The sequence below is a fragment of the Methylobacterium sp. 275MFSha3.1 genome (assembly GCF_900108435.1).
Taxonomy (GTDB): Bacteria; Pseudomonadota; Alphaproteobacteria; order Rhizobiales; family Beijerinckiaceae; genus Methylobacterium.
Genome location: NZ_FNWP01000013.1, coordinates 154,647 through 177,023 on the forward strand (window position 1 = coordinate 154,647; position 22,377 = coordinate 177,023).

At 73.5% G+C, this 22,377-nt stretch carries 21 protein-coding genes; 12 read left to right on the plus strand and 9 right to left on the minus strand.

Translation table 11 applies throughout. The features are described 5' to 3' along the window. Positions 1-24 precede the first annotated feature (24 nt). Complete coding sequence (locus tag BLW78_RS17220) at positions 25-1,092, plus strand: DUF2891 domain-containing protein (RefSeq protein WP_091681067.1); 1,068 nt, start codon at positions 25-27, stop codon at positions 1,090-1,092. Positions 1,093-1,263: 171 nt separating this feature from the next. Here the strand turns inward: BLW78_RS17220 and BLW78_RS17225 are convergent, their stop codons facing one another. Next, positions 1,264-1,569, minus strand: a complete 306-nt coding sequence (locus tag BLW78_RS17225) for a hypothetical protein (RefSeq protein ID WP_091681020.1) — start codon at positions 1,567-1,569, stop codon at positions 1,264-1,266. Positions 1,570-1,669: 100 nt separating this feature from the next. Further along, positions 1,670-4,525, minus strand: coding sequence for a PAS domain-containing protein (locus tag BLW78_RS17230; RefSeq protein ID WP_091681022.1), 2,856 nt, complete (start codon positions 4,523-4,525; stop codon positions 1,670-1,672). 321 nt (positions 4,526-4,846) lie between these two features. Here BLW78_RS17230 and BLW78_RS17235 point away from each other — a divergent pair, with 321 nt between their 5' ends. Both BLW78_RS17235 and BLW78_RS17240 read left to right on the plus strand, forming a co-directional pair. Next, positions 4,847-8,152: a DEAD/DEAH box helicase gene (locus BLW78_RS17235; RefSeq protein ID WP_091681023.1), complete on the plus strand. Its 3,306-nt coding sequence runs from the start codon at positions 4,847-4,849 to the stop codon at positions 8,150-8,152. A gap of 112 nt (positions 8,153-8,264) precedes the next feature. After that, on the plus strand, positions 8,265-8,699 hold the full coding sequence (locus BLW78_RS17240; protein WP_020093960.1) for a GlcG/HbpS family heme-binding protein: 435 nt from the start codon (positions 8,265-8,267) through the stop codon (positions 8,697-8,699). A gap of 54 nt (positions 8,700-8,753) precedes the next feature. On the opposite strand, the gene BLW78_RS17245 is transcribed toward BLW78_RS17240, so the two are convergent. After that, positions 8,754-9,344 carry a PAS domain-containing protein gene (locus tag BLW78_RS17245; protein ID WP_091681025.1) on the minus strand — a complete coding sequence of 197 codons (591 nt, stop codon included), beginning with the start codon at positions 9,342-9,344 and terminating at the stop codon, positions 8,754-8,756. Between the two features lie 461 nt (positions 9,345-9,805). Between BLW78_RS17245 and BLW78_RS17250 the strand changes: the two genes are divergently transcribed. From BLW78_RS17250 to BLW78_RS17260, 3 genes are all read left to right on the plus strand, one after another. Next, complete coding sequence (locus BLW78_RS17250) at positions 9,806-11,092, plus strand: allantoate amidohydrolase (RefSeq protein ID WP_091681026.1); 1,287 nt, start codon at positions 9,806-9,808, stop codon at positions 11,090-11,092. Positions 11,093-11,134: 42 nt separating this feature from the next. After that, the gene (locus tag BLW78_RS17255) at positions 11,135-11,428 is read left to right on the plus strand and encodes a hypothetical protein (RefSeq protein ID WP_020093957.1); all 294 of its coding nucleotides are present in this window, start codon (positions 11,135-11,137) and stop codon (positions 11,426-11,428) included. Positions 11,429-11,556: 128 nt separating this feature from the next. Continuing rightward, on the plus strand, positions 11,557-12,012 hold the full coding sequence (locus tag BLW78_RS17260) for an SRPBCC domain-containing protein (protein WP_091681028.1): 456 nt from the start codon (positions 11,557-11,559) through the stop codon (positions 12,010-12,012). A gap of 50 nt (positions 12,013-12,062) precedes the next feature. Here the strand turns inward: BLW78_RS17260 and BLW78_RS17265 are convergent, their stop codons facing one another. Continuing rightward, entirely contained in the window at positions 12,063-12,314 is a 252-nt protein-coding gene (locus BLW78_RS17265; protein ID WP_020093955.1) for a hypothetical protein, read from the minus strand. Between the two features lie 152 nt (positions 12,315-12,466). Between BLW78_RS17265 and BLW78_RS17270 the strand changes: the two genes are divergently transcribed. From BLW78_RS17270 to BLW78_RS17280, 3 genes are all read left to right on the plus strand, one after another. Further along, a complete protein-coding gene (locus BLW78_RS17270) occupies positions 12,467-13,252 on the plus strand; it encodes a spermidine synthase (RefSeq protein WP_091681030.1) in 786 nt (261 codons plus the stop codon). Positions 13,253-13,350: 98 nt separating this feature from the next. Beyond that, positions 13,351-13,557, plus strand: coding sequence for a hypothetical protein (locus BLW78_RS17275; RefSeq protein WP_042670101.1), 207 nt, complete (start codon positions 13,351-13,353; stop codon positions 13,555-13,557). A gap of 485 nt (positions 13,558-14,042) precedes the next feature. Continuing rightward, positions 14,043-14,462, plus strand: a complete 420-nt coding sequence (locus BLW78_RS17280) for a hypothetical protein (RefSeq protein WP_244526969.1) — start codon at positions 14,043-14,045, stop codon at positions 14,460-14,462. A 15-nt stretch (positions 14,463-14,477) separates the two neighbouring features. Here BLW78_RS17280 and BLW78_RS17285 read toward each other — a convergent pair whose 3' ends face one another. Next, positions 14,478-14,840 carry a cupredoxin domain-containing protein gene (locus tag BLW78_RS17285; RefSeq protein ID WP_091681069.1) on the minus strand — a complete coding sequence of 121 codons (363 nt, stop codon included), beginning with the start codon at positions 14,838-14,840 and terminating at the stop codon, positions 14,478-14,480. Between the two features lie 176 nt (positions 14,841-15,016). Next, the gene (locus BLW78_RS17290; RefSeq protein ID WP_091681032.1) at positions 15,017-15,973 is read right to left on the minus strand and encodes a LysR family transcriptional regulator; all 957 of its coding nucleotides are present in this window, start codon (positions 15,971-15,973) and stop codon (positions 15,017-15,019) included. Positions 15,974-16,074: 101 nt separating this feature from the next. Here BLW78_RS17290 and BLW78_RS17295 point away from each other — a divergent pair, with 101 nt between their 5' ends. The 3 genes from BLW78_RS17295 to BLW78_RS17305 are packed head-to-tail and all read left to right on the plus strand — an operon-like array spanning position 16,075 to position 17,886. Further along, on the plus strand, positions 16,075-16,695 hold the full coding sequence (locus tag BLW78_RS17295) for a YceI family protein (RefSeq protein ID WP_020093950.1): 621 nt from the start codon (positions 16,075-16,077) through the stop codon (positions 16,693-16,695). Positions 16,696-16,711: 16 nt separating this feature from the next. After that, the gene (locus BLW78_RS17300; protein WP_091681034.1) at positions 16,712-17,317 is read left to right on the plus strand and encodes a cytochrome b; all 606 of its coding nucleotides are present in this window, start codon (positions 16,712-16,714) and stop codon (positions 17,315-17,317) included. Beyond that, a complete protein-coding gene (locus BLW78_RS17305; protein ID WP_091681036.1) occupies positions 17,314-17,886 on the plus strand; it encodes a YceI family protein in 573 nt (190 codons plus the stop codon). Before BLW78_RS17300 ends, BLW78_RS17305 begins: the two co-directional genes overlap by 4 nt. A gap of 164 nt (positions 17,887-18,050) precedes the next feature. Here the strand turns inward: BLW78_RS17305 and BLW78_RS17310 are convergent, their stop codons facing one another. The 3 genes from BLW78_RS17310 to BLW78_RS17320 form a co-directional block, all read right to left on the minus strand. Next, on the minus strand, positions 18,051-18,629 hold the full coding sequence (locus BLW78_RS17310) for a GNAT family N-acetyltransferase (RefSeq protein WP_020093947.1): 579 nt from the start codon (positions 18,627-18,629) through the stop codon (positions 18,051-18,053). Next, complete coding sequence (locus tag BLW78_RS17315) at positions 18,629-20,974, minus strand: Orn/Lys/Arg family decarboxylase (protein ID WP_091681038.1); 2,346 nt, start codon at positions 20,972-20,974, stop codon at positions 18,629-18,631. The genes BLW78_RS17310 and BLW78_RS17315 overlap by 1 nt, the downstream gene beginning before the upstream one ends. A gap of 298 nt (positions 20,975-21,272) precedes the next feature. Further along, positions 21,273-22,253 (minus strand): hydroxyacid dehydrogenase, encoded by a 981-nt coding sequence (locus BLW78_RS17320; protein WP_091681040.1) that lies wholly within the window; start codon positions 22,251-22,253, stop codon positions 21,273-21,275. Between the last annotated feature and the right edge of the window lie 124 nt (positions 22,254-22,377).

A 22,377-nucleotide genomic window follows, 5' to 3' on the forward strand; every position in this document is an offset into this window, starting at 1 on the left:
CAGAACGCCCGCCGGAATGCCGCGATGACGCCCGCGCCCACGCTCACCCCCGACATCGCCGCGCGCTTCGCCGCCGTCGCCCTCGGCCATGTCGGCCGCGAGTATCCGAATAAGCCGGGGCACGTCCTGGCCGGGCCGGCGGATGCCCGCACCCCCGCGGTCCTGCACCCGGCCTTTCACGGCAGCTACGACTGGCATTCCTGCGTCCACGGTACGTGGCTGCTGGCGCGGGTGCTGCGGCTGTTCCCGGATGGCCCGCAGGCCCCGGCGATCCGCGCCCGGCTCGACGCGCAGCTGACTCCCGCGACGGTGGCGGGGGAATGCGCCTACTTCGCCGCCCCGACCGCCCGGGGCTTCGAGCGGCCCTACGGCTGGGGCTGGCTGCTGAAGCTCGCCGACGCGCTCGCCGCGCTCCCCGAGCGCCGCTGGTCCGAGGCCCTGGCGCCGCTGGCCGCGGTGATCGTCCGGCGCTTCGCGGAGTTCCTGCCGGTGGCGTCCTACCCGGTGCGGGTCGGGACCCATTTCAACACCGCCTTCGCGCTGCGCCTGGCGGCCGATTACGCGGAGGGCGCGGGGGATGCCGGGCTGACCACTCTGCTGCACGACACCGCCGTCGGCTGGTACGGGGAGGACGCGGATTGCCCGGCCTGGGGCGAACCCGGCGGCGACGACTTCCTCTCCTCGGCGCTGATCGAGGCGGAGTGCATGCGCCGGCTGCTGCCGCCCGCCCGCTTCGCGCCCTGGTTCGACCGGTTCCTGCCCGGTCTCGCGGCGTCCCGGCCCGCGACCCTGTTCCGCCCCGCGGGCGTGACCGACCGCTCCGACGGGAAGATCGCCCATCTCGACGGGCTGAACCTCAGCCGCGCGTGGTGCTTCCGCGCGCTCGCCGCGTCCCTCGGACCGGACGATCCCCGCCAGCCGCCGCTCCGCGCGGCCGCGGAGGCGCACCTCGCGGCCGGGCTCCCGCACGTCACCGGCGACTACATGGGCGAGCACTGGCTCGCGACCTTCGCGCTGCTGGCCCTCGAGGCCGGTGCCGAGACCGGTGCCGGGACCGTTGCGCTGGGCGAGGCCCAGGACGGCGGGAAGTAAATCTGAGAGATTCTTGAGAGCTGTCCGTCGCGGACCATGTCGACGACTGCGCGGCGACTGACCGACGACAACAAAAAAAGGACCGCCCTCAGGAGAACGGTCCGGAAGTCTAGGGAGGAAACGCCCACGAGGGGCTGCAAGACAGCGACGCCGTCGCTGTCTTGCCTGCCGTCAACCCGACAGGGACGGCCTTGTTCCTGGCTCCGGCCCGCCGCGCGGCAGGGCCCGCCCGCCCGGGACCGCCGTGAGGCCGGCGGGGCGGCGCGGCTCGCCGGGGCCGAACTCGGCGCGGTAGGTCCGCTCCAGCGTCATGAGCCCCCGCAGGGGCCCCTCGGCCAGATCGAGGAGCCGCGCGTCGCGCCAGCGCAGGGTGCGGCCGAGGCGGCGCCGGAACCAGCGCCCGCGCTCCTCCTCGACGAGCAGGACCAGCTTGCCGGTCCAAGTCCGGCGGAACCAGAAACGTCCGGTCAGCGGCATGGCGGTCGAGGCCCCGGTGGTGGATGGGGATAGACTACATCCGGATCTCGTCTGCGGGAAGATTTCCGGATGATGCGCCGATGAATTCTGGCGAAGACTGTTAATCGGAAGCGGGTTCCGGCCGTGCGCGGGCGTCCGGCTGCCCGCCCCGCCGCGCCGCCTCGGAGAGGACCTGGGCGAGCTGCTCGGCCGAGTAGGGCTTGCGCAGGAGGGCGAAACCGTGGGCGTCGTCCTCGGCCAGGACGTGGCTGTAGCCCGAGGTCAGCACCACCGGCAGGTCGGGGCGGCGGGTCCGGAGCTGCCGGGCGAGGGCGAAGCCGCCCATCCCCGGCATGACCACGTCGGAGAAGACCGCGTCGAACTGGTCCGGCGCCCGGTCGAGTTCGGCCAGCGCCTCCTCGGCGGATTTCGCCCAGACCGGCGCGTGGCCCAGATCCTCCAGGATCTGGGTGCAGAAGCGCCCGACCCCGAGATTGTCCTCCACGACGAGGATGCACAGGCCCCGCCGCGGCTCCGCCTCCGGGCGGACCTCGCGGTCGGCCTCGGACACGGCGGGCGCGGCGACCTGCGGCAGGTAGAGCGAGAAGGTCGTGCCGTGGCCGAGCGCGCTCGCCACGTCGATGTCGCCGCCCGACTGCTTGGCGAAGCCGATGACCTGGCTGAGGCCGAGGCCGGTGCCCTTGCCGACCTCCTTGGTGGTGAAGAACGGCTCGAAGATCCGTCCCAGATCCGCGTCCGGGATGCCGGCGCCGGTATCGGAGACCCGCACGGCCACGAACGGTCCCTTCGCGCCGGCATGCCCGCGGATCGGCGGCATTGGGCTATCGCCCTCCAGCCGCAGGGTCAGGTTGCCTTCCCCGTCCATGGCGTCGCGGGCGTTGACAGCCATGTTGATCAGCGCGGTCTCGAACTGGCTCTGGTCGGCGCGCACGTAGCGGGGCGTCGCCGGCAGGTCGATGGCCACGCGGATGCGCGCGCCGGTGACCGAATCGAGCATGTCGGCGATGCTGCGCAGGCGCGCGCCGATGTCGAACACCTGGGGTTTCAGCGCCTGGCGCCGGGCGAAGGCGAGGAGCTGGCCGGTGAGCCTGGCCGCCCGGTCGACGGTGTCGGAGACGGCGTCGAGGTAGCGGCGCCGGCGCGTCTCGGCCAGGTCCGGCCGGCGCAGGAACTCCACGGACGACCGGATGATGGTCAGGAGGTTGTTGAAGTCGTGCGCCACCCCGCCGGTGAGCTGGCCGATGGCCTCGAGCTTCTGCGACTGGCGCAGCGCCTCCTCGGCCTGGCGCTGCTCGGTGATGTCGCGCCCGAAGCCGTAGAACAGCCCGTCCTCCGGAACGACGGTCCAGAGCACCCGCCGCCGGTCGCCGGCGCGGGTCAGGCAGGCCAGTTCGATATCCTCGACCCGGCTGTCCGCGCAGAGCGGGCGCAGCGCCGCCTCGGCCGCCGCGCGCTCGGTGGGGGCGAGGAAGTCCAGGGCCGGCCGGCCGACCGTCTCGGCCTCCGACCAGCCCAGCGCCCGGCTCCACGAGGGGTTCACCGACTGGACCCGCCCGGTCCGGTCCGAGACGAGCTTCAGCACCGGCGACAGCGTCCAGACCCGGTCGCGGTCGCGGGTCTGGGCGGCGACCTGCGCCTCCAGGTGCTCCGCCCGGGACTGGAGCAGGACCTCGTTCCGCTTCCGCTCGGAGACGTCGTGGGCGAAGACGTAGAACCCGTCGACGCGTCCGTCCGGGCCGCGGCGCGGGAGGTAGCGGGTGTCGGCGATCCGGGCCTGGCCGTTCGGGAAGGTCCAGGCCCATTCCTCGCGGACCTCCTGACCGGCGAGCGCCCGCTCGATGCCGGCGCGCCGGGCCTCGAACGCGCCGGGGCCGAGGAGGTCGCCGACGGTCCGCCCGACGACGGCGTCGGGCGCCTGGCCGGTCCAGGTCTCGTAGGCGGCGTTCGCGAACCGGTAGGTCAGGTCGCGGTCGATGAAGGCGATCAGGACCGGCATCGCGTCCGCGACCAGCCGGAGTTCCGCCTCCCGGGCCCGGAGCGCGTTCTCGCTCCGGCGGCGCTCGGTGATGTCGTTGAACAGGATCGCGACGCGGTTCCGCGCCGGCCCGTCCACCCGGTAGGCGTGCACGTCGTACCAGCGGCCCAGCGCCGCGGCGGCCTGCTCGAATCGGACCGGCTCGCCGGTCAGGGCGACCCGGCCGTAGAGGTCGAACCAGTGCTGCTCGAGGTCGGGGGCGAGGTCCCGCATCCGGCGGCCCACCGGGGCCCGCAGGCCGGTCTGCCGCTCGAAGGCGGGGTTGACCTCCAGGAAGCGGTAGTCGACGGGCCGGTCGCCGTCGGCGAACTCCACCTCGATCAGGCAGAAGCCGGCATCGATGAAGGTGAACAGCGAGCGGTAGCGCTCCTCGTTCCGGCGCAGGGCCGCCTCGGCGTTCCGGGATTCCAGCTGCGTCATCACCGTCCGGGCGAGCGCCTTCAGGATGAAGAGCTGCTGGTCGGTCAGCGTGCGCGGGACGCGGTCGAGGACGCAGAGCGTCCCGATGGCCCAGCCGTCCGGCGTCACCAGGGGCACGCCGGCGTAGAAGCGCAGGTGCGGGTCGCCGGTCACGAGGGGGTTGGCGGCGCTCTCCGGCTCCGCGGTCAGGTCGGGCAGCACGAGGGCGCCGTCCGCGCGCATGGCCTCGGTGCAGAAGCCGAACGCGAGCGGCATCGCCCGCGCGGCGTGGCCGAACGCGGCCTTGATCCACTGCCGGTCGGCGTCGACGAAGTTGATGTGGGCCATCGGCGTGCCGCAGGCCTGGGCGGCCATCTCGGCGATCTCGTCGAACGCGCGCTCGGGCGGCGTGTCGAGGATCGCGTAGGCGCGCAGGGCGGCGAGCCGCTGGGGATGCTGGGGCTCGAAACCCGACGGTCGGGATACTGTCTCGTTCGGCGACACGGAGCCGTCATAGCTCAAGCTTTCGCTTCTCCCTAGTGAAACTCTGCATCGCGCGTCCGGCGGCGGGACCAGGGCAAGCATTCCGCGATCGTTCAATACTAGACAGTCCCGCCGGATCATCGGTGGGGGTGCGATTTCACGCGCGCCGTTCAAGTCTTGCTGGTCCGGCCGACAGGGCTTCGGGCGCCCGCCGGGATCTCTTCCTGCCTCGCCCGTCGCGGGCCCCGCGAAGTGCTCGGGCGGGCCCCGCGCGGCGGCTGTGGATCGGATCGCCGCGGCCGGGAGCCCGCGGGGCCGGTGCGGCGTTGCCGGCTCACGAGGGATGGGTTCGGATCAGGCATGGCCAAGCGCAGGACGAAGGCGGGCGCCCGACAGGGGCTGGAGGACGCGCCGCTGATGCCCACCGGCGCCCTGGCGGTGGCGCTCCTGGCCTTCGCCGAGGGGCCCGGGCCGGTGGTGCACGTCGCCCGGGACGCCCGCCGCCTCGAGGACCTCGCCGCGACCCTGCGGGCGCTCGATCCCGACGCGCGGGTCGCGGTCTATCCCGAGTGGGACTGCCTGCCCTTCGATCACGCCTCGCCGTCTCGGGCCACGATGGGCGCCCGGGCCGCCGTGATGCGCTGGCTGACCGACCGGGACGCGCTGCCGGACTTCGTGCTGACGACCGCCCCCGCCCTCGTGCAGCGCGTGCCGCCGCCGGAAACCTGGGCCTCGGCCCGCGTGACGCTCCGGGTCGGCGATCCCCTCGACGTCGCGGCCGCGACCGCCGACCTCAAGCGCCTCGGCTACATCCTCGACGAGCGGGTCGACGAGCCCGGCGAGATCGCCGTCCGCGGGCGCACCGTGGAGGTGTTCCCCGCCGCCGCGCCGCTTCCCTGCCGGATCGAGCACGCGGCGGGCCGCGTCACCGCGATCCGCTCCTACGACCCGATCTCGCAGCGCTCGGTGGCGGAGGCCGACGAACTCGTCATCGACCCGGCCACCGAGATCGTCCTGGAGCCCGGCTCCGGCCAGAGCTTCGAGCCGTTCACCGGCCAGGAGCACCGCCTGGACCGCTACTACCCGCGCCTCGTCACGCTCCTCGACTACGTGCCCGAGGCGCGCCTCGCGGTCGAGGACGGCACGCAGGCCCGGATCGACGCCTTCTTCGAGCAGATGGACGAGGCCCGGGGCCGGCTGAAGACCCGCGACGCGCCGGCGGGGCCCGGCACCGGCCTCTACCTGACGCCGGAGGCGTGGCGCGCCGTCGTGGCGGATCGCGGCCGGCTCGCCGCCACCGAGGCGGCCGGCGAACCCCGCGCCATGCCGCGCTTCGCCGGGGAGCGCCGGCCCGGCACGGCCTTCGCCAAGGTCCTGCGCGCCCGTCTGAAGGCCGGCGACGTCGTCGTGCTCGCCGGCTCGGTCCGGCCGCTCCGACGCCTCGTGCGCCAGGCGGGCAAGATCGCCGAGCGCCCGATCCGCCTGATCGACGCCTGGGCCGACGTCGCCGAGGCGGCGCCCGGCGACGTCCTCGCCCTGGAGGCCCCGCTGGCGGCCGGCTTCCGGGTGCCCGAGCAGGGCGCCACCGTGATCGCGGCGGCCGACCTGTTCGGCCCGGAGGCCGCCGTGACCGGGGCCGCCCGTGCGATCCTGCCGATGGGCGAGGTCGATCTGCGCCCCGGCGACGTGGCGGTCGACCGGGACCACGGCCTGTGCGTGTTCGAGGGGCTGGAGCCGGTCTCCGCGCCGGGTGCCGCGCAGGACGGGGAGCCCTCCGAGGCCCTGCGCCTGCGCTTCGCCGGCGACGCGATCCTGATGGTGCCGGTCACGCAGGCCGACCGGATCTGGCGCTACGGGTCGGAGCCCGCCGCCGTCACCCTGGACAAGCTCGACGGCGGCACGTGGCCGCGGCGCCGCCTGGAGGCCGAGGCCACCATGGCGCGGACCGCCCGCCTGATGCTGGAGGCCGCCCGGGCCCGCCGGGAGACCGAGGCGCCGGTCCTGGCGCCGCCGGCCCGCGAGATGGAGCGGTTCGCCGCCGGCTTCGGCTTCGCGCCGACCCCCGACCAGGGGGCGGCGGTCGACGCGCTGATGGCCGACCTCGCCTCGGGCCGGCCGATGGACCGTCTGGTCTGCGGCGATGTCGGCTTCGGCAAGACCGAGGTGGCGCTCCGGGCGCTCGCGGCCGCGATCTTCTCCGGGCGTCAGGCGGCGCTGATCGCCCCGACCACCGTGCTGGCGCGCCAGCACGCCGAGACCCTGCGCCGCCGCTTCGGGCGGTTCGGCGTCGAGGTGGCGCAGCTCTCGCGCCTCGTGGCGCCGGCCGAGGCCAAGCGCGTCAGGGCGGGGCTCGCCGACGGCTCGATCCGGCTGGTGGTCGGCACCCACGCGCTCGCCGGCAGCGGGGTGGCGTTCGCGGATCTCGGCCTGACCGTGATCGACGAGGAGCAGCGCTTCGGCGCGAAGATGAAGGCCGACCTGCGCCGCCTCGCGGATGGCGGCCACGTGCTGACGCTCACCGCGACGCCGATCCCCCGCACCCTCCAGGCGGCGCTCGTCGGCCTCCAGAGTCTCAGCGTGCTGGCTACGCCGCCGGCTCTGCGCCAGCCGGTCCGGACCGTGGTCGCGCCCTTCGACGCCGAGGCGGTCCGCGAGGCCCTCGTCCGCGAGCACCGCCGGGGCGGCCAGAGCTTCGTGGTCTGCCCGCGGATCGAGGACATCGGCCCCATGGCCGAGCGCCTGCGCGCCCTCGTGCCGGGCCTCGACATCCTGGTGGCGCACGGGGACCTCAAGCCCTCCGCCATGGACGAGGTCATGGTCCGGTTCGCGGAGGGCGACGGCGACGTCCTGCTCGCCACCGCCATCGTTGAGAGCGGCCTCGACGTGCCGCGGGCCAACACCATGCTGGTCTGGGAGGCCGCCCGGTTCGGGCTGGCACAGCTCCACCAGCTCCGGGGCCGCGTCGGCCGCGGCCAGCGCCGCGGCACCGTCCACCTGCTCAGCGACCCGGCCGCGCCCCCGCCAGCGGCGGCGCTGCAGCGCCTGCGCGCCCTGGAGGCCCTCGACCGCCTCGGCGCCGGCTTCGCGGTCAGCGCCCGGGACCTCGACCTGCGCGGCGCCGGCGACCTCGTCGGCGAGGATCAGGCGGGGCACGCCAAGCTCGTCGGGCTCGGCCTCTACCAGCACCTGCTGCAGCTGGCGCTCACCGCCGCCAAGGGCGAGCGCGCCGAGGACTGGAGCCCCGAGATCGAGCTCGGCCTGCCGAGCCGGATCCCCGAAGACTACGTCCCCGAGCCGGAGATCCGCCTCAGCCTCTACACGCGCCTGCTGCGCCTCCGCGAGCCCGAGGCGATCGAGGCGCTCGCCGGCGAGGTCGAGGACCGGTTCGGCGCGGCCCCCGCGCCGGTGCTCGCCCTGTTCGACCTCGCGCGGCTGCGCGCGTCCTGCTGCGCGCTGGGCGTCGCCCGGCTCCGGGGCGGGCCGCAGGGCGTCGCGGCCGACCTGCGGCCCGACCGGCCGCTGACCGCGATGGCCGCCGAGGCGGGGATCGTGCTCCGCGACGGGCGGGTGGTGTGGAAGCGGCCCTGCCCGGATTCCGCCGCCTGCGCGGCGCTCGCGACCGACCTCTTGGAGCGGATCCGCGCCGCCCGGGAACGTGAGGCCTGAGCAAAGGCCCGAGCGCGCCAGTCGAGCGTGATGCCGATCTGCGGTTGATCTTGCATCGACCGCTTCAAACCGTCACAGGCTGTCGCGCCAACAACGCGAAGGGGAGTGACCCATGCACGTGACGATCGAGCAGGCCGAGAAGGCGATCGCGGCCGCCCGCGCCAAGGCCGTGGAGCTCGGCACCCAGATGTGCATCGCGGTGGTCGATTCCGGCGGGAATCTCAAGGCGTTCCACCGCATGGACGATGCCTGGGTCGGGTCGATCGACATCGCCCAAAAGAAGGCCAAGACCTCGGTGTTCTTCGGCATGATGACCGGCCAGATCGGCCAGCTGTCGCAGCCGGGCGGGCCGCTCTACGGGATCGAGCACTCCAACGACGGGCTGATCACCTTCCCGGGCGGGATCCCGATCGTCGACGCCGACGGCGTCATGTCGGGCGCCATCGGGGTCAGCGGCTCGACGGTCGAGAACGACCACACCGTCGCGGAGGCCGGCGCCAAGGCCATCGGCCGGACCGAGCTGCCGGCCCATCCCTGGCGGACCTGAGCCGCCGGGGCTATTCCCGGGAGCTCTTCCCAGGGCCTCTTCCCGGGGCGCGCGTCAGGGGTCGCGCCGCGCCAGCGCGCGGCCGATCCCGTGGAGCAGCATCCCCGAGACCGAGCGGAGATAGGGGTCGCCGTGGCGCTCCAGCGCCGCGTGGATCTGGATGCCGTGGTCGGCCGCGGTGTTCAGGTCCGCCCCGTCGGTGGTGCCGTGCGTGACGCCGTTCATAGGGCTGTTCACGGCTCCGTTCATGGCCCCGGACTGGATCCCGTGCCGGTGGAGGTCCGTGACGTCGATGTAGGCGCCGCGCCCGCGAAGCAGGCCGTCCGAATCGGGCGTCAGGCAGCCGCGGTTGAGGATCCAGCGGATCTCGCCCGCCCCGGTCACGACGCGGAACTCGAGGGAGACCGGGCCGCCGGTCTGGCGGACGTGGCGGATCCGGCCGAACACCCAGTCCCGGTCGGCCGGGTGGATCCGGCCGAGGGCCGTGTCCAGCGGCAGCGGCGTCCCGGCGAGCCCCGGATCCCCCGCCATCAGCGAGGCCGCGCCCGAATCCAGCATCGACCGGCCGGCTCGGACGTCCGTGTCCCAGATCCCGATGAATCCGGCGGCCTGCAGGGCCGAGGCTGTCGTGGAAGCCAGCACCATGGAATCCCCTCCGAACTGGCTACAATCGACGATTGTACGATGGCGGACAGACTGATCCGCAACACATGCTGTCCGCGAGCCCGAAGTCCAGTATCGGCTGCGCGAACGGCTTTTGACACGGCGTCGCGGCCCCCCGCCACCGGGTTGCATTGCGGATGATCAAGACTTCGGTTCCGGACAATCCCGTTCTCGACAATGCAGGGCCGCTCCGGTGCGGCGCAAAGACCGGATTCACAGCGCCGCCGCGCGGACAGTTCGATCACAAATGATCGGTAGACGCCGCGATCCGGCGGAAATCCGCACTTCGGCCCGTGGATCGCTCCACCGTCGGGCGCCATCGGGCGCCGCCGGCCCGCGAAGCCCGTGGCTCGCGCCGGGCCCGCCCTGGTGCGGGTTGCCGCTGCGCCGTAACCTGCACCTTCCGGTAGGCATCCCGCCGGGAGGCCAGCAGCAGAGACGCCATGGACCGCACGGTGAACCGCACCAACCTCCCGCTCTCGCGGGAGCGGCTCTGGGACAGCCTGATGGAGCTCGCCCGGATCGGCGCGCTGCCCAACGGCGGCAACGACCGGCAGGCCCTGACCGACCGCGACGCCGAGGGGCGCGCCCTGTTCCAGCGCTGGGGCGAGGCGGCGGGGCTGACGCTCACCGTGGACCGGGTCGGCACCATGGTCTTCCACCGGCCCGGGCGCGATCCGGGCCGGAAGCCGGTCGCCGTCGGCAGCCACCTCGACACCCAGCCCACCGGGGGCAAGTTCGACGGGCCGCTGGGCGTCCTCGCCGGGCTGGAGATCATGCGCGCCCTGCAGGAGGCCGGGATCGAGACCGAGGCCCCGCTCCTGCTGATCAACTGGTGCAACGAGGAGGGCGCGCGCTTCGCGCCACCGATGAGCGGCAGCGGCGTCGCCATGGGCATCGTCCCGGAGGCCGACATCCTGGCGACCCGGGACCTCGCGGGCCACGCCTTCGGCGACGAGCTGCGGCGCATCGGCTGGCAGGGGACGGCGGACCCGGCCGCCCTGCGGGAGATCGGCGCCTATTTCGAGCTTCACATTGAGCAGGGCAAGCGCCTGGAGGAGGCCGGGCTCACCGTCGGGGTGGTCGACCGGGCCCTCGCCCAGATCTGGTACGAGATCACCGTGCTGGGCGAGGAGGCCCATGCCGGCAGCCCCATGGCGGGCCGGCGCGACGCGATGATGGCCGCGGCGGCGCTGATCGCGTCGCTCGAGGGCATCGCGGAGGCGGCGGTCGGCGCCGGCGGGGAGCGCGGCCGCGCCACCGTCGGCGTGCTGCGGGCGGAGCCGGCGAGCCGCAACATCACGCCCGGCCGGGTCTGGTTCAGCCTCGACACCCGCCACGGCGACACCGCGCAGCTGGAGGCGATGGGGGCGCGGATCCGGGCCCGGGCCGATGCCCTGGCGGCGGCGCGCGGCGTCACCGTCCAGGTCGCCGAGTTCTGGCGCGCGCCCCCGACCCCGTTCGACCCGGTCCTGGTGGACCGCGTCCAGGCGGCGGCCGAGGCGCGGGGCCATGCCTGGACGCGGATGCCGACCGCGATCTACCACGACGCCGTCTACTGCGCCCGCGCGGTGCCGGCGGCCCTGGTGTTCTGCCCCTGCCACGGCGGGATCAGCCACAACGAGGCCGAGAGCATCACGCCGGCCTGGGCCGGGGCCGGCCTGGAGGTTCTGGCCGACGCCGTGCTGGCGACGGCGGGCCTCGTCGGCCCCCGAACCGGGCCGGAATGAGCCGCGCCGCCGGCCGCGCACGAACGGAGACCGGGTTCCCGCATGTCCGACGACAACGTCATCCGCCCCGCCTTCGGCGTCCCCCGCAACCCGGCGCCGGAGCCCGATCCGGCCCAGGCGCCCCTGCGCGTCTTCGGCACGGGGGCCGGCCACCGGGTCGGCCTGATCCACGACCCGTCGGCGGTCGAGGGCGACGTCATCCGCATCGTGGTCGGGCCCGAGGACGAGCCGGGGGTCGAGACCGTGGCGCTGCTCCCCGCCGACGCGGAGGCCGAGGCCGAGCGGATCGGCTTCGCCATCCTGCGGGCGCTGGAGGTGGTCGAGGGCGCGGTCTGAGCCGCGCGCTGGATTCGCCGGCTGAACCGCGGTCTGCGCCGCGGTCTGGACCGCGGAGCGGGCGGTGCGCGTTCTCGGAAAGCGGGAGCGGCCGGCGCGAACGGTCGCCGGATCGCCGGGAGGGACGGATGACGGGCGCTCGGATCAGCAGCACGGAGATCGCGATCCCCGCGCGGGCCGGACTGGTCTGGTCCGTGCTGACGGACCTCGATTCCTACCCGGCCTGGAACCCGTACATCCGCAAGGCGGAGGGCCGCCTGCGCGAGGGCGCGCGCTGGCGCCTGGAGCGGACCCTGAACGGCCGCGCCTACCGGGCGCGCCAGGTGACGGTGACCTGCTGGGAGCCCGGCCGGCGGCTCACGTGGCGCGGCGGCCTCCCAATCCCGCCCCTGCTCGTCGGCGAGCACGAGGTCCGGATCACCGAGACCGCCGACGGCGTCCGCCTCGTCCAGGCCGAGACCGTCGCGGGCCTGCTCGCCCCCGGCCTGTTCCCGTGGCTGCGGACGCGCATGCAGGCCCGCTTCACCGCGATGAACGAGGCCCTGCGCGAGGAGGTCGCGCGCCGGCTGGCCGAGAGCGCCTGAGGGCCGGTCTCGGCCGTTCCGGACCGCTCCGGCCTGCACCGGGCCGCCGGTCAGGCGACCGGCTTCGGCTTGACGATCGGCGAGCGGGTCAGGCTCTCGATCGCGCGCCCCGGCCGCCCGGCCTTGCGGGCGATCTCCTCCTCCTGCTCGGCGATGAGCTGCCGGGCGGGCTCGTCGCCGTCGAGGCCGCCGAGGATCTCGGCCGGCACGCGCCGGTTCGAGGCCCGGGACCCGTCCGCGAAGACGATATCGAACAGAACGGAGCCCCGCTCCTGCGGTCTCGACTTGATGCGCTTGGCCATAGGTGCTGATACGCCGCCGGAATCGGTCGCGGCAAGGCGCGGTGCCGGGCGGGGGTGCGCGGCGCGCACGGCCGGGCCCGCGCACCGCCCCGCTCCCGCCGCGATCCCTCCGCCGCCCGCACGACAGGGCGCCGGCAAACGAGGACGCGCGCGTGATACCCTGGGTTCATCTCGATACCGGATCCGTGCCCGGCGGCGGCACCGACCTGCGCCTGATGCGGCGCGGCGACGAGTTTGCCATCATGGCCGACACGATCGAGCTGATGAACAACCGGCGCAGCGGCTCGGAGGTGGCGCTCGCGGCGATGACCTGCGCGCGGCTCCAGGACCGGCCCCGCGCCCGGGTCCTGATCGGCGGCCTCGGCATGGGCTTCACCCTGCGGGCGGCGCTCGAGGGCCTCGGGCCGCAGGCGCAGGTGGTGGTCGCCGAGCTGGTGCCCGCCGTGGTCGCCTGGGCCCGGGGGCCGCTCGCCCACATCTTCGCCGGCTGCCTGGACGATCCGCGGGTCGACCTGCAGGAGGCCGACGTCAATCGCCTGATCCAGGCCGGACCGGAGCGCTACGACGCGATCCTGCTCGACGTCGACAACGGCCCGGAGGGGCTGATGCGCAAGGCGAACGACCGGCTCTACGACAATTGGGGGCTGAAGCGCGCCCGCTGGGCCCTGCGGCCGGGCGGCATCCTGGGCGTCTGGTCGGGCGCCCCGGACCGGAAGTTCAAGAGCCGCCTGCAGCGCTCCGGCTTCGCGGTCGACGAGCAGCGCGTCCACGCGAGCGGCCGGGGCAGCGGCCCGAAGCACGTGGTCTGGCTCGGGACCCGGACCGAGGGCCGGGTCGAGGGGTCGGGTCAGAGCGACGGGAGGCCGAGCGACGACCGGGCGGCGGGCGGCCCGAGACCGCGCGGGCCGGCCCAGGGCCGGCGCCGGCCGGGACGCTAGGGCGGCTTCAGCGCGGGCTGCGGCGGTCCGGAGGACGGGGCTGCCGCGCACGGTCGCACCCCCTGTCCCGGCGCCGGACGCCTCCGCACATTCCCGGCATGGGTGCGACGGGCGGGCATCTCTACACGGTCGAGGTCAGGCCGAGCCGGCATGATCCCGGTCACTTCACCTGGGCGATCCGCGACCGCGGCAAGCTGGTCCGGGGGTCGTACCGCCCGCACACCTCCGAGCACGCGGCGCGCGCCGTCGCGGAAGCCGAGGTCGAGCGCCTGATCGGCCAGGACGGCCGGTCCGGCGGAGCCTAGACCCGCCGCGCGGGACCCGGTTTCAGGTCCGCCCGAAGGGTATCGCGTCCCGTGATCCTGGCCCGCTCGTGGGCCGGCGCGGCGCCATGCGGAACTCGCATGGGTGTGTGGTCGGACCCGGGTACATATGCATGCCTCCGCGGCGCCCGATCCATTGCATGCCGCAATGCGGTATCCTATCTTTGCACTGCGGGATGGCGATGGCGTCGCGATCCCGCTGCCCTTCTTGGGCGTTTCCTCCCTAGACTTCGGGCCGCTCCTTCGGGAGTGGCCTTTTTTCTTTCTGCCGGCCGACCCGCCGCGCGGACCGCGCCCCGACGTCTCGACCGCGCGGAACCCGGAGCTTGGCGGTACGTTTTTCCGCCATGGAACACTATCGCTCCACACTTGGGACGACTGCCGTTGCCGTATTCGGGCTGGTGGCGGCCGCGCATATTCTGCATCCGGGCAATTACGAGGTGCAGACGCGTCCCGCGCGTCCTGCCGTGACGGACGCCGCGCCGGTCTCGAAGCCGGCCGCCGCACCGGTCACGCGGAGCGCCTGGGTCGACCCGCCGGCCAAGCTCGCCGCGCCGGAGACCACGGGTGCCCTGGCAGCCGCCCCGGCGCCGCGGGTCGCGGCGACGGTCCCGGACACTGCGATGCCGGCTGCCCCACTCCCCGCCGAGATGGCGCGCCCGGCCGGGCCGCCGCGCAGGACCGCGGCGCACCGCGCGAAGGGGACGGAGCGCGGCGTCCACCGGGCGGCCCGCCTCCGCCACGCCGCCCTCGTCCGCACCGCCGAATCCGACCGGCCGACCGTCACCGCCGCGGCGCCGCAGCCCGCGCCGGCGGCCGCACCGTCGCAGAAGATCGATCCCATCGGCGACATCATCCGCGGTCTCGGATTCGGCCGCGACGGCTGAAGGGCTCCCGAAGGCCTACTCGACGTGGAGGGTGAGCTTCATCTTCGGATGAATGCCGCACTGGATGACGAAATCGCCCGGCTCGGCCAGGGTCAATCGCGTCTCGGTGCCGGGCTCCTGAGTGCCGGCGTCGAACGAGAACCGGTCCGCCTCGATGAAGGCGTGGTGGGTCAGGCGCGCGTCGCCGTTGCGCAGGGCGATGGTGTCGCCGCGGCGCAGGTACAGGTCGGTCGGCATGTACCGGCCCGCCTTCTGCAGCACGATCCGCGTCGTGGCCGGCAGCGAGGCCCAGGCCGTCCCGAGACCGATGGTTGTCCCGATCAGCGCCAGGATCCCGGCGAACACGAGGGCGCGCAGGCACCGGCTGCGGAGGGACATGACCGAGATCCAGACGTGATGCGCTGCGGGCCGGACCCTCGGGGCCCTGGCCGTGCGGCCGAGCTTGCCGCCGCGTCGCAGCATGCGCGCAGCCTCTCAACCGGGCGCTACGATATCCGGTAAAAATTTATCGAGTTGGGCCGCTGTAGAGCGCATATACAGATAAAGAAATCTATTTATCTGTATTCGCCGTCTGATCCCGCGCTGTCGCGGGGGCATCCACGCGAGGCCAGGACGGTCCGGACATGCTCGCGGAAGACCTGGACGCGGGCCGGCAGCTCGCGCCCGGCCAGGGTGACGGCGCGCAAGGTGCTGCTGCGGGTCGCCCAGGGCCCGAGCACGCGCACGATCTGCCCGGCCTCCACGGCCCGGGCGGCCACGAGGCTCGGGAGATGGCCGATCCCGGCGCCCGCGAGGGTGAGGCGGAGCGCGGTCGCGAAGTCGCTGACCCGGATCGCCGGGCTCAGCGAGAGCGGCTCCGTGCGGCCCTGCCCGTCGGAGAGGGTGAGCCCGGCCGTGCCGATCCGTTCCCGGGCGAGGATCAGGTCGTGGTCGCGCAGGCCCGCGAGGTTTGCCGGGGCCGGGCGGCGCTCCAGGTAGGCGGGGGCGGCGTAGAGGGCGAGCGCCAGGGTCGCGAGGACCATCGCGCGGTAGCCGGTCTCCTCCGCGCCGCCCAGCCGCAGGGCGAGGTCGATCCGGTTGGCCGCGAGGTCGAGGCGCGCGTCGGTGTTGAGCATCTCCACGGTGATCTGCGGGTAGGCGGCCCGGAAGCTCGCGACGATCTCGGGCATCACCTCGATCCCGAAATCGATCGAGGTCGTGATCCGCAGGTGCCCGGCCGGCACCGTGCGGGCGTCGCGGGCGGTCTCGGTCGCCTCGTCGAGGAGCGTCAGGCTCTCCTGGGCCGTGGCGTAGAAGGCGAGGCCCTCGGCGGTCGGCGAGACCGCCCGAGAGGTCCGGGCCATCAGCCGGACGCCCAGAGCCCGCTCCAAGCGGGAGATCCGACGGCTGACGCTGCCCTTGGTCTCCTGCAGCGTCGCGGCCGCGGCCGTCACCGTGCCGAGATCCACGACGGCGCAGAAGGCCCGCACGTCGTCGAGCCCGCCCCGGAAGGTTTCCGTTCTCGCAACCATGGGGTTCCGGATAGCAGGCTCAACCGGTGCCGTGAACGGGTCTACACGGCGGCTGCGGCGCAGCGAATCGCGCTCGGCCGTCTGCTCTGCAGGAGACACCCTTGAAGTCGATTCTCGCCTCCGGCCTGCTGGCCCTGCTGGTCGCCGCCCCGGTCGCCACCCCCGCGCTGGCCCAGACCCCACCGACCCGCGACCCGGCGCAGATCCAGGCCGGCACCTACGCGGTCGATCCCGGCCACACCCAGGTCGGCTGGCGCGTCTCCCACATGGGCTTCTCGAACTACGCCGGCGGCTTCTCGGACGTGTCCGGCACGCTGGAGCTGCAGCCGAAGAACCCGGCCGCCGCCAAGCTCTCGGTGAAGATCCCGGTCGCCTCGGTGACGACGACCAGCGCCAAGCTCACCGACGAGCTCAAGGGCGACCAGTGGCTCGACGCCGCCAAGTTCCCCGACATGACCTTCGTGTCCACCAAGGTCGTGCCGGCCGGCAAGGACCACGCGAAGGTGACGGGCGACCTGACGCTCCACGGCGTGACCAAGCCGGTGACCCTCGACGTCACCCTGGTCGGCGCCGGCGTGAACCCGCTGAGCAAGAAGTACACGGTCGGCTTCGAGGCCACCGGCACGCTCAAGCGCTCCGAGTTCGGGGTGAAGACCTACGTGCCGCTGATCGGCGACGAGTTGCACCTCACCATCGCGGGCGCCTTCGAGAAGCAGGACTGACCTGGGAGGATCCGCCATGGCGCGAGGGGTTTCCGCGCGGCGGTACTCCGCCGTGGCGATCCTGCTGCACTGGGCGAGCGCGCTGGGCGTGCTCGTCCTGATCGGCCTCGGCCTGACGATGACGCACGCGGCCCTGGCACCGCTGCGCCAGTTCCAGCTCTACCAGTGGCACAAGTCGGTCGGGATCACCGTGCTGGCGCTGACGGCCCTGCGGGTCCTCTGGCGCCTGACCCACCGGCCGCCGCCGCACCCGGCCGGGATGCCGGCGCGGGAGCGCCGGGCGGCCGCGGCAGCCCATCACCTGCTGTACCTGCTGCTCGTCGGGCTGCCCCTGACCGGCTGGGCCGTGGTCTCGCTGTCGCCGTTCAACATCCCGACGGTGCTGTACGGGATCGTTCCCTGGCCGCACCTGCCGCTGGCGGCCCTCGTCCCCGACCCCGCCGTCGCCGAGGCCGTCCTGAAGCGGGTCCACGCCCTGGGGGCGTGGTTCCTGGCGGCCCTGCTCGCCGTCCACGTGGCGGCGGCCCTGCGCCACCACCTCCTCCTCCGCGACGACGTGCTGCGCCGCATGCTGCCGGGGCGCCGGGCGTCGACTGCCCCCAATTTGGAGCCGCCCCGATGAACGCGCGTTACCTGTGCCTGCTGGCGGCTCTCCAGGCCGTCACCCTGCCGGCCGCTGCCGCCGAGTGGGCGGTTGATCCGGCCAGGAGCGCGATCCGGTTCTCCGGCGTGCAGGTCGGCGTCCCGTTCACCGGGCGGTTCGAGCGGTTCAAGGCCGACATCGATTTCGACCCCGCCAAGCCCGAGGCGGGGCACGCGCTCGTGCTGGTCGACCTCGCCAGCGCGCGGACCGGGGACGTCCAGCGCGACGAGGCCCTGCCGCAGAAGGACTGGTTCGACGTCAAGGCGGGAAGCGAGGCGCGCTTCGAGGCGACCCGCTTCGTCGACAAGGGGCAGGGCGACTACGCGGCCGTCGGCACACTGACGATCCGCGGCACGAGCCGGCCGGTGACGCTGCCGTTCCACCTGACCCTCGAGGGTGGCGCGGCGCACGCCGCGGGGCGCGTCGGCCTCGTCCGCACCGAGTTCGGCGTCGGGCAGGGGGCCTGGGCCTCGGGCCAGTGGGTGGCGCTCGACGTCGGCGTCGAGGTCGACCTCGTCGCGGCGGCGCGGCCGGCGACCGGCCACTGAGGTTGGCTCGGGTCAGATCCTTCGGACATCACGCGCTCCGTCATCGCGAGCGCAGCGAAGCGACTCAGGGCAGCGCGCCCTCCGTAAGTGTGGCGCGACTGGATTGCTTCGCTTCGCTCGCGATAACGGCGGCCGGGCGTCGGAGGCCGCCCGGTCCCGGCCCGCTACCCCGGCCTGTCCTCCGACCCGGTTCCCAGCGCGCGCTGGACCATGACGCTGTCCGACCAGTGGCCGTACTTGAACCCCACCGCCCGCAGGTAGCCGACCCGCTCGAACCCGCAGGCCTCGTGGAGCCGCAGGGAGGCCGCGTTCTCGGCGTCGATGTAGCCGATCATCTGGCGGTAGCCGCCCGCCGCGCAGGCCTCGATCAGGGCCGGCAGCAGCCGCCGGCCGATCCCCGCGTGCAGGTGGTCGGGATGCACGTAGATCGAGTGCTTGAGGGTGTAGCGGTAGGCCGGCCGCTTCCGGAACGGCACCGCGTAGGCGTAGCCCGCCACCGCGCCGTCCCGGTCGGCCACGAGGTGCGGCAGGCGCTTCTTGCGCATGGTCTTGCGCCGCCGCTTCAGGTCGTCGGGGAGCAGCCGGTCCTCCTCGGCGACGCTGACATCGGTCACGCCCTTGCCGATATGGTGCTCGTAGATCGCCACCATCGCCTCGACATCGGCGTCCGAGGAGGCGCGGATGACGATGTCGGGGCAGGACCGGGCCGGGAGCAGGCCGGGCGTCTCGGCCTCGATCTCCATCAGGCGCCCTCCCGCGCCACGTAGGTGTGGAAGCGGATCCGCCCGTCCGGGTCGACCTCGCGGTAGACGCCCTGGATCTCGGCCTCGAAGCCCGGGAACAGGTTGGCGGACGCCTCGAACATCTTGAAATAGTCGAGCATGGGCTTGGCTCGGTCGTCCAGGCGCTCGCCGGGCAGCACCGTGCCGATGCCCGGGGGATAGACCAGCATCAGCGTGGTGGCGATCCGCCCCTCGGCCTCGGCGATCGGCACGTAGTCGACCTTGTTGCGCGTCAGCAGCTGGGCGGCCCGCTTGGGCGGCATCACCATCTCGGGCAGGTGCTCGGGGGCGAACTGCCGCCGCTGCAGCGTCGATGTGCCGGCCTCCCGGTGGAACGCGTGGAACTCGCCGCAGAGGTCGCGCAGGCGCACGCCCCGGTAGCGGTTCGGCCGGCGGTTGACGAATTCCGGCATGGCCTCCTCCAGCGGGACGTTGTCGTCGTGGAGCCGCTTGAAGGCGACGAGGCCCGAGATCAGCGTGCCGGCCTTGGAGGATTCCACCCCCGGGGTCAGCAGGAAGAGCAGCGAGTTCAGGTCGTTCTTCTCGGCGACGATCCGGTTCTCACGCAGGTATTGCGCCACGATCGGCGCCGGCACGCCGTGCTGGGCGTAGGCCCCCGTGTGCCGGTCGAAGCCGGGGGTCAGCACGGTGAGCTTGTTCGGGTCGGTGATGGCGTAGCCCGGCGCCACGTGGGTGAAGCCGTGCCAGCGCGCGCCCGGCTTCAGCTCCCAGTGGCGCGGCGTCGCGGCGAGCTCGTCCGTCGGCACGCTCTCCCACGGCACCTCCGCGCCGTCGACGTTCACCGTCACGTCCGGCACGAAGGGGTCGAAGAACCAGCGCCGCGCGGGATCGCGCTCGTTCTCCTCGAACTCGTGCCGGATCGCCCGGACCTTCTTGCGCCACTCGATCCCGAGCCGGATCGTGTCGTCCCACAGGATCATGCCCGAGCGCCCCTTCATCATCTGGGCGCCGACGTCGAGGGAGGCGAACAGCGGGTAGAAGGGCGAGGTCGAGGCGTGGACGAGGAAGCTCTCGTTGAGCCGCTTGTGCTCGACCCGCCGGGTCTGGCCGCGGATATGGCCGTCCCGGGTGTGGATCTGCGAGGCCTGGGAGAAGCTCGCGAGCTGCTTATGGGTCGACTGCGTGGCGACGATGCCGGGCGAGGTCTCGTCGAGCCCGGTCAGCCCCATGGCGAAGCGCCTTGCGTAGAGCGGGTGGAACTTCATGAAGCCCGCCCAGGCCTCGTCGAACAGGATGTAGTCGCAGAGGTGGCCGATCTTCTCCAGGATCTCCTGGGCGTCGTAGATCGTGCCGTCGTAGGTGCACTGCTCGATCACCGCGACGCGGAACGGCCGCTCCCGGCGCCACGCCTCCGGGTCGGTCACCAGCGGGTTGCGGCGGATCTTCTCCCGGATCCGGGTCTCGTCGAGAGCTTCGTGGAAGATCGGCCCGATCAGGCCGTAGGCGTTGCGGTCCGTCTCCAGGAAGATCGGGATGCCGCCGCCCAGGAACAGGGCGCCGTGGTGGGCCGCCTTGTGGTTGTTGCGGTCGAACAGGACGAGGTCGTCCTCGGCCACCAGGGAGGACAGGACGATCTTGTTGGAGGCCGAGGTGCCGTTGAGGACGAAGTAGGTCTTCTCCGCCCCGAAGATCTTGGCGGCCTCCTTCTGGGCCTTGAGCGCCGGGCCCTCGTGGGTCAGGAGGTCGCCGAGATCGAGGACCGAGTTGTCGAGGTCGTCGCGGAAGATCGCCTCGCCGAGGTGCTCCACGAAGATCCGGCCGATCGGCGAGCGGTTGTAGAAGATGCCGCCGTTGTGGCCCGGGCAGGTCCAGAGCTGGTTGCCCTTCTCGGCGTAGTCGACGAGCGCGCCGAAGAACGGCGTCTTGAGGGTCTCGGCGTACTGCGTGACCCGGCTGACGAGGCCGCGGGCGATGAATTCGGGCGTCTCCTCGGCGAGGAAGATGTAGCCGTCGATGAAGTCGAGGAGCTCGACCGGGATGTCCTCCAGCCGCTTGCGGCGGACCATGATGACGATCGGCATCTCCAGGCCGCGCCGGCGCATCATGTCGATGAGGGCGGCGGCCTTGCCGTCGAGGCCGCGCTTGCCCCAGTCGACCACGAGGCAGCCGACCGCCGCGTCGGTCTGGACCGCGATGGCCGCGTCCTCCACGCGCCGGGCGCGCACCACCTCGAAGCCGCGCTGCTCGACGGCCGCCACGATCTGGTTGACGCGCGCGCCCTCGAGATCGTCCGGGTCGAAGGCCGGGGCGCACATCAGGACCGTGAAGCGACGGTGGAAGTCCATGGAGCCCTCTCTGGCCTCGGATGCAGCGGGTGGCTTTCCGGCCCGTCTGCGACGATTGCATGACACGGCGCGCGGCGGGCGGTCGCGGTCCGGACGAAACACCGTGAACCGGGCCGGCCACGACCGCCGCGCCGTCAGGATCGGCCGCGGGTCCCCTCTCCCGTGCGGGAGAGGGACAGGGTGAGGGGTGAGACCTCACCGGACGAGGCTCCCCCTCGAATCGCGTCGATCGGGTGCTTGATCCCGAAGCCTCTCGTCCCTCACCCCAACCCTCTCCCGCACGGGAGAGGGGAGACCATCACACCTCGCGCCGCCGCTCCCAGACGTCCGGGTTGACCAGCCCGCCCGGCCGCCGGCCGGCGAGGACGTCGACCACGCGGGTCGCGGCGGTCTCGGCGGTGCGGATCAGGGCCGCCCCGGTGGAGCCGCCGACATGGGGTGTCAGGATCGCCCGGGGCTGGCGGGCCAGCGGGTGGTCGACCGGCAGCGGTTCCTGGGCGAAGACGTCGAGCCCGGCGCCCGCGATCGTGCCCGCCTCCAGCGCCTCCACCAGGGCCGCCTCGTCGATCAGGCCGCCGCGGCTGGTGTTGATCAGGAAGGCCTCCCGCTTCATCCGGGCGAGCTGGTCCCGGCCGATCAGGCCGCGGGTGCCCGGGGTCAGCGGCACGTGCAGGGAGACGATGTCGGATTCCGCCAGGAGCGCGTCGACCGAGGCGGCCCGCAGGGCGCCGGCGTTGGCGAAGTCCGCGTCCGGGCGGCTCGGGCCGTAGGCCAGCACCCGCAGGCCCAGGGCGGCGCCGAGCCGGGCGGTCGCCTGCCCGATCGCCCCGAAGCCGACGAGGCCCAGCGTCAGGCCGGCGAGCTCGACCAGCCGGGCGGTGAACTTGAAGCTGTCGTCGCCGGCCCGGACCGAGCGGTCGGCCTCCGGCAGGGCCTTGGCCAGGGCGAAGATCAGCGCCAGCGTCTGCTCGGCCACCGAGACGGCGTTGGCGCCGGGCGTGTTCACCACCGCGATCCCGGCCCCGGTCGCCTCGGCCGTGGCGACGTGGTCGGTGCCGGTGCCGTGCACCCCGATCACCCGCAGGGCCGGCGCCGCCGCGATGGCGCGGGCCGGGAAGCCGGTGTTGCGGGTGATGACGGCGACGCAGTCGGCGACCTCGCGCGCCAGCGTCTCGGGATCGGTCCCGCTCGCCGGGCGCGGCTCCAGGCCGGCCGCGCGCAACCGGTCGAGGCCCGCCGCGTGGATCGGCTGGACGATGAGGCACGGACCGGTGATCACGGGAGAAGACCTCTGCACAAGAGGAGGGGTGACAGGCACGTTTCGCGCCGGGCCCGTCTAGGCGGGGTGGGCAACCCTGGCAACCGGGCGTCCCGATCGCGGCGCCGCGGCCGCCGGTCGGCGC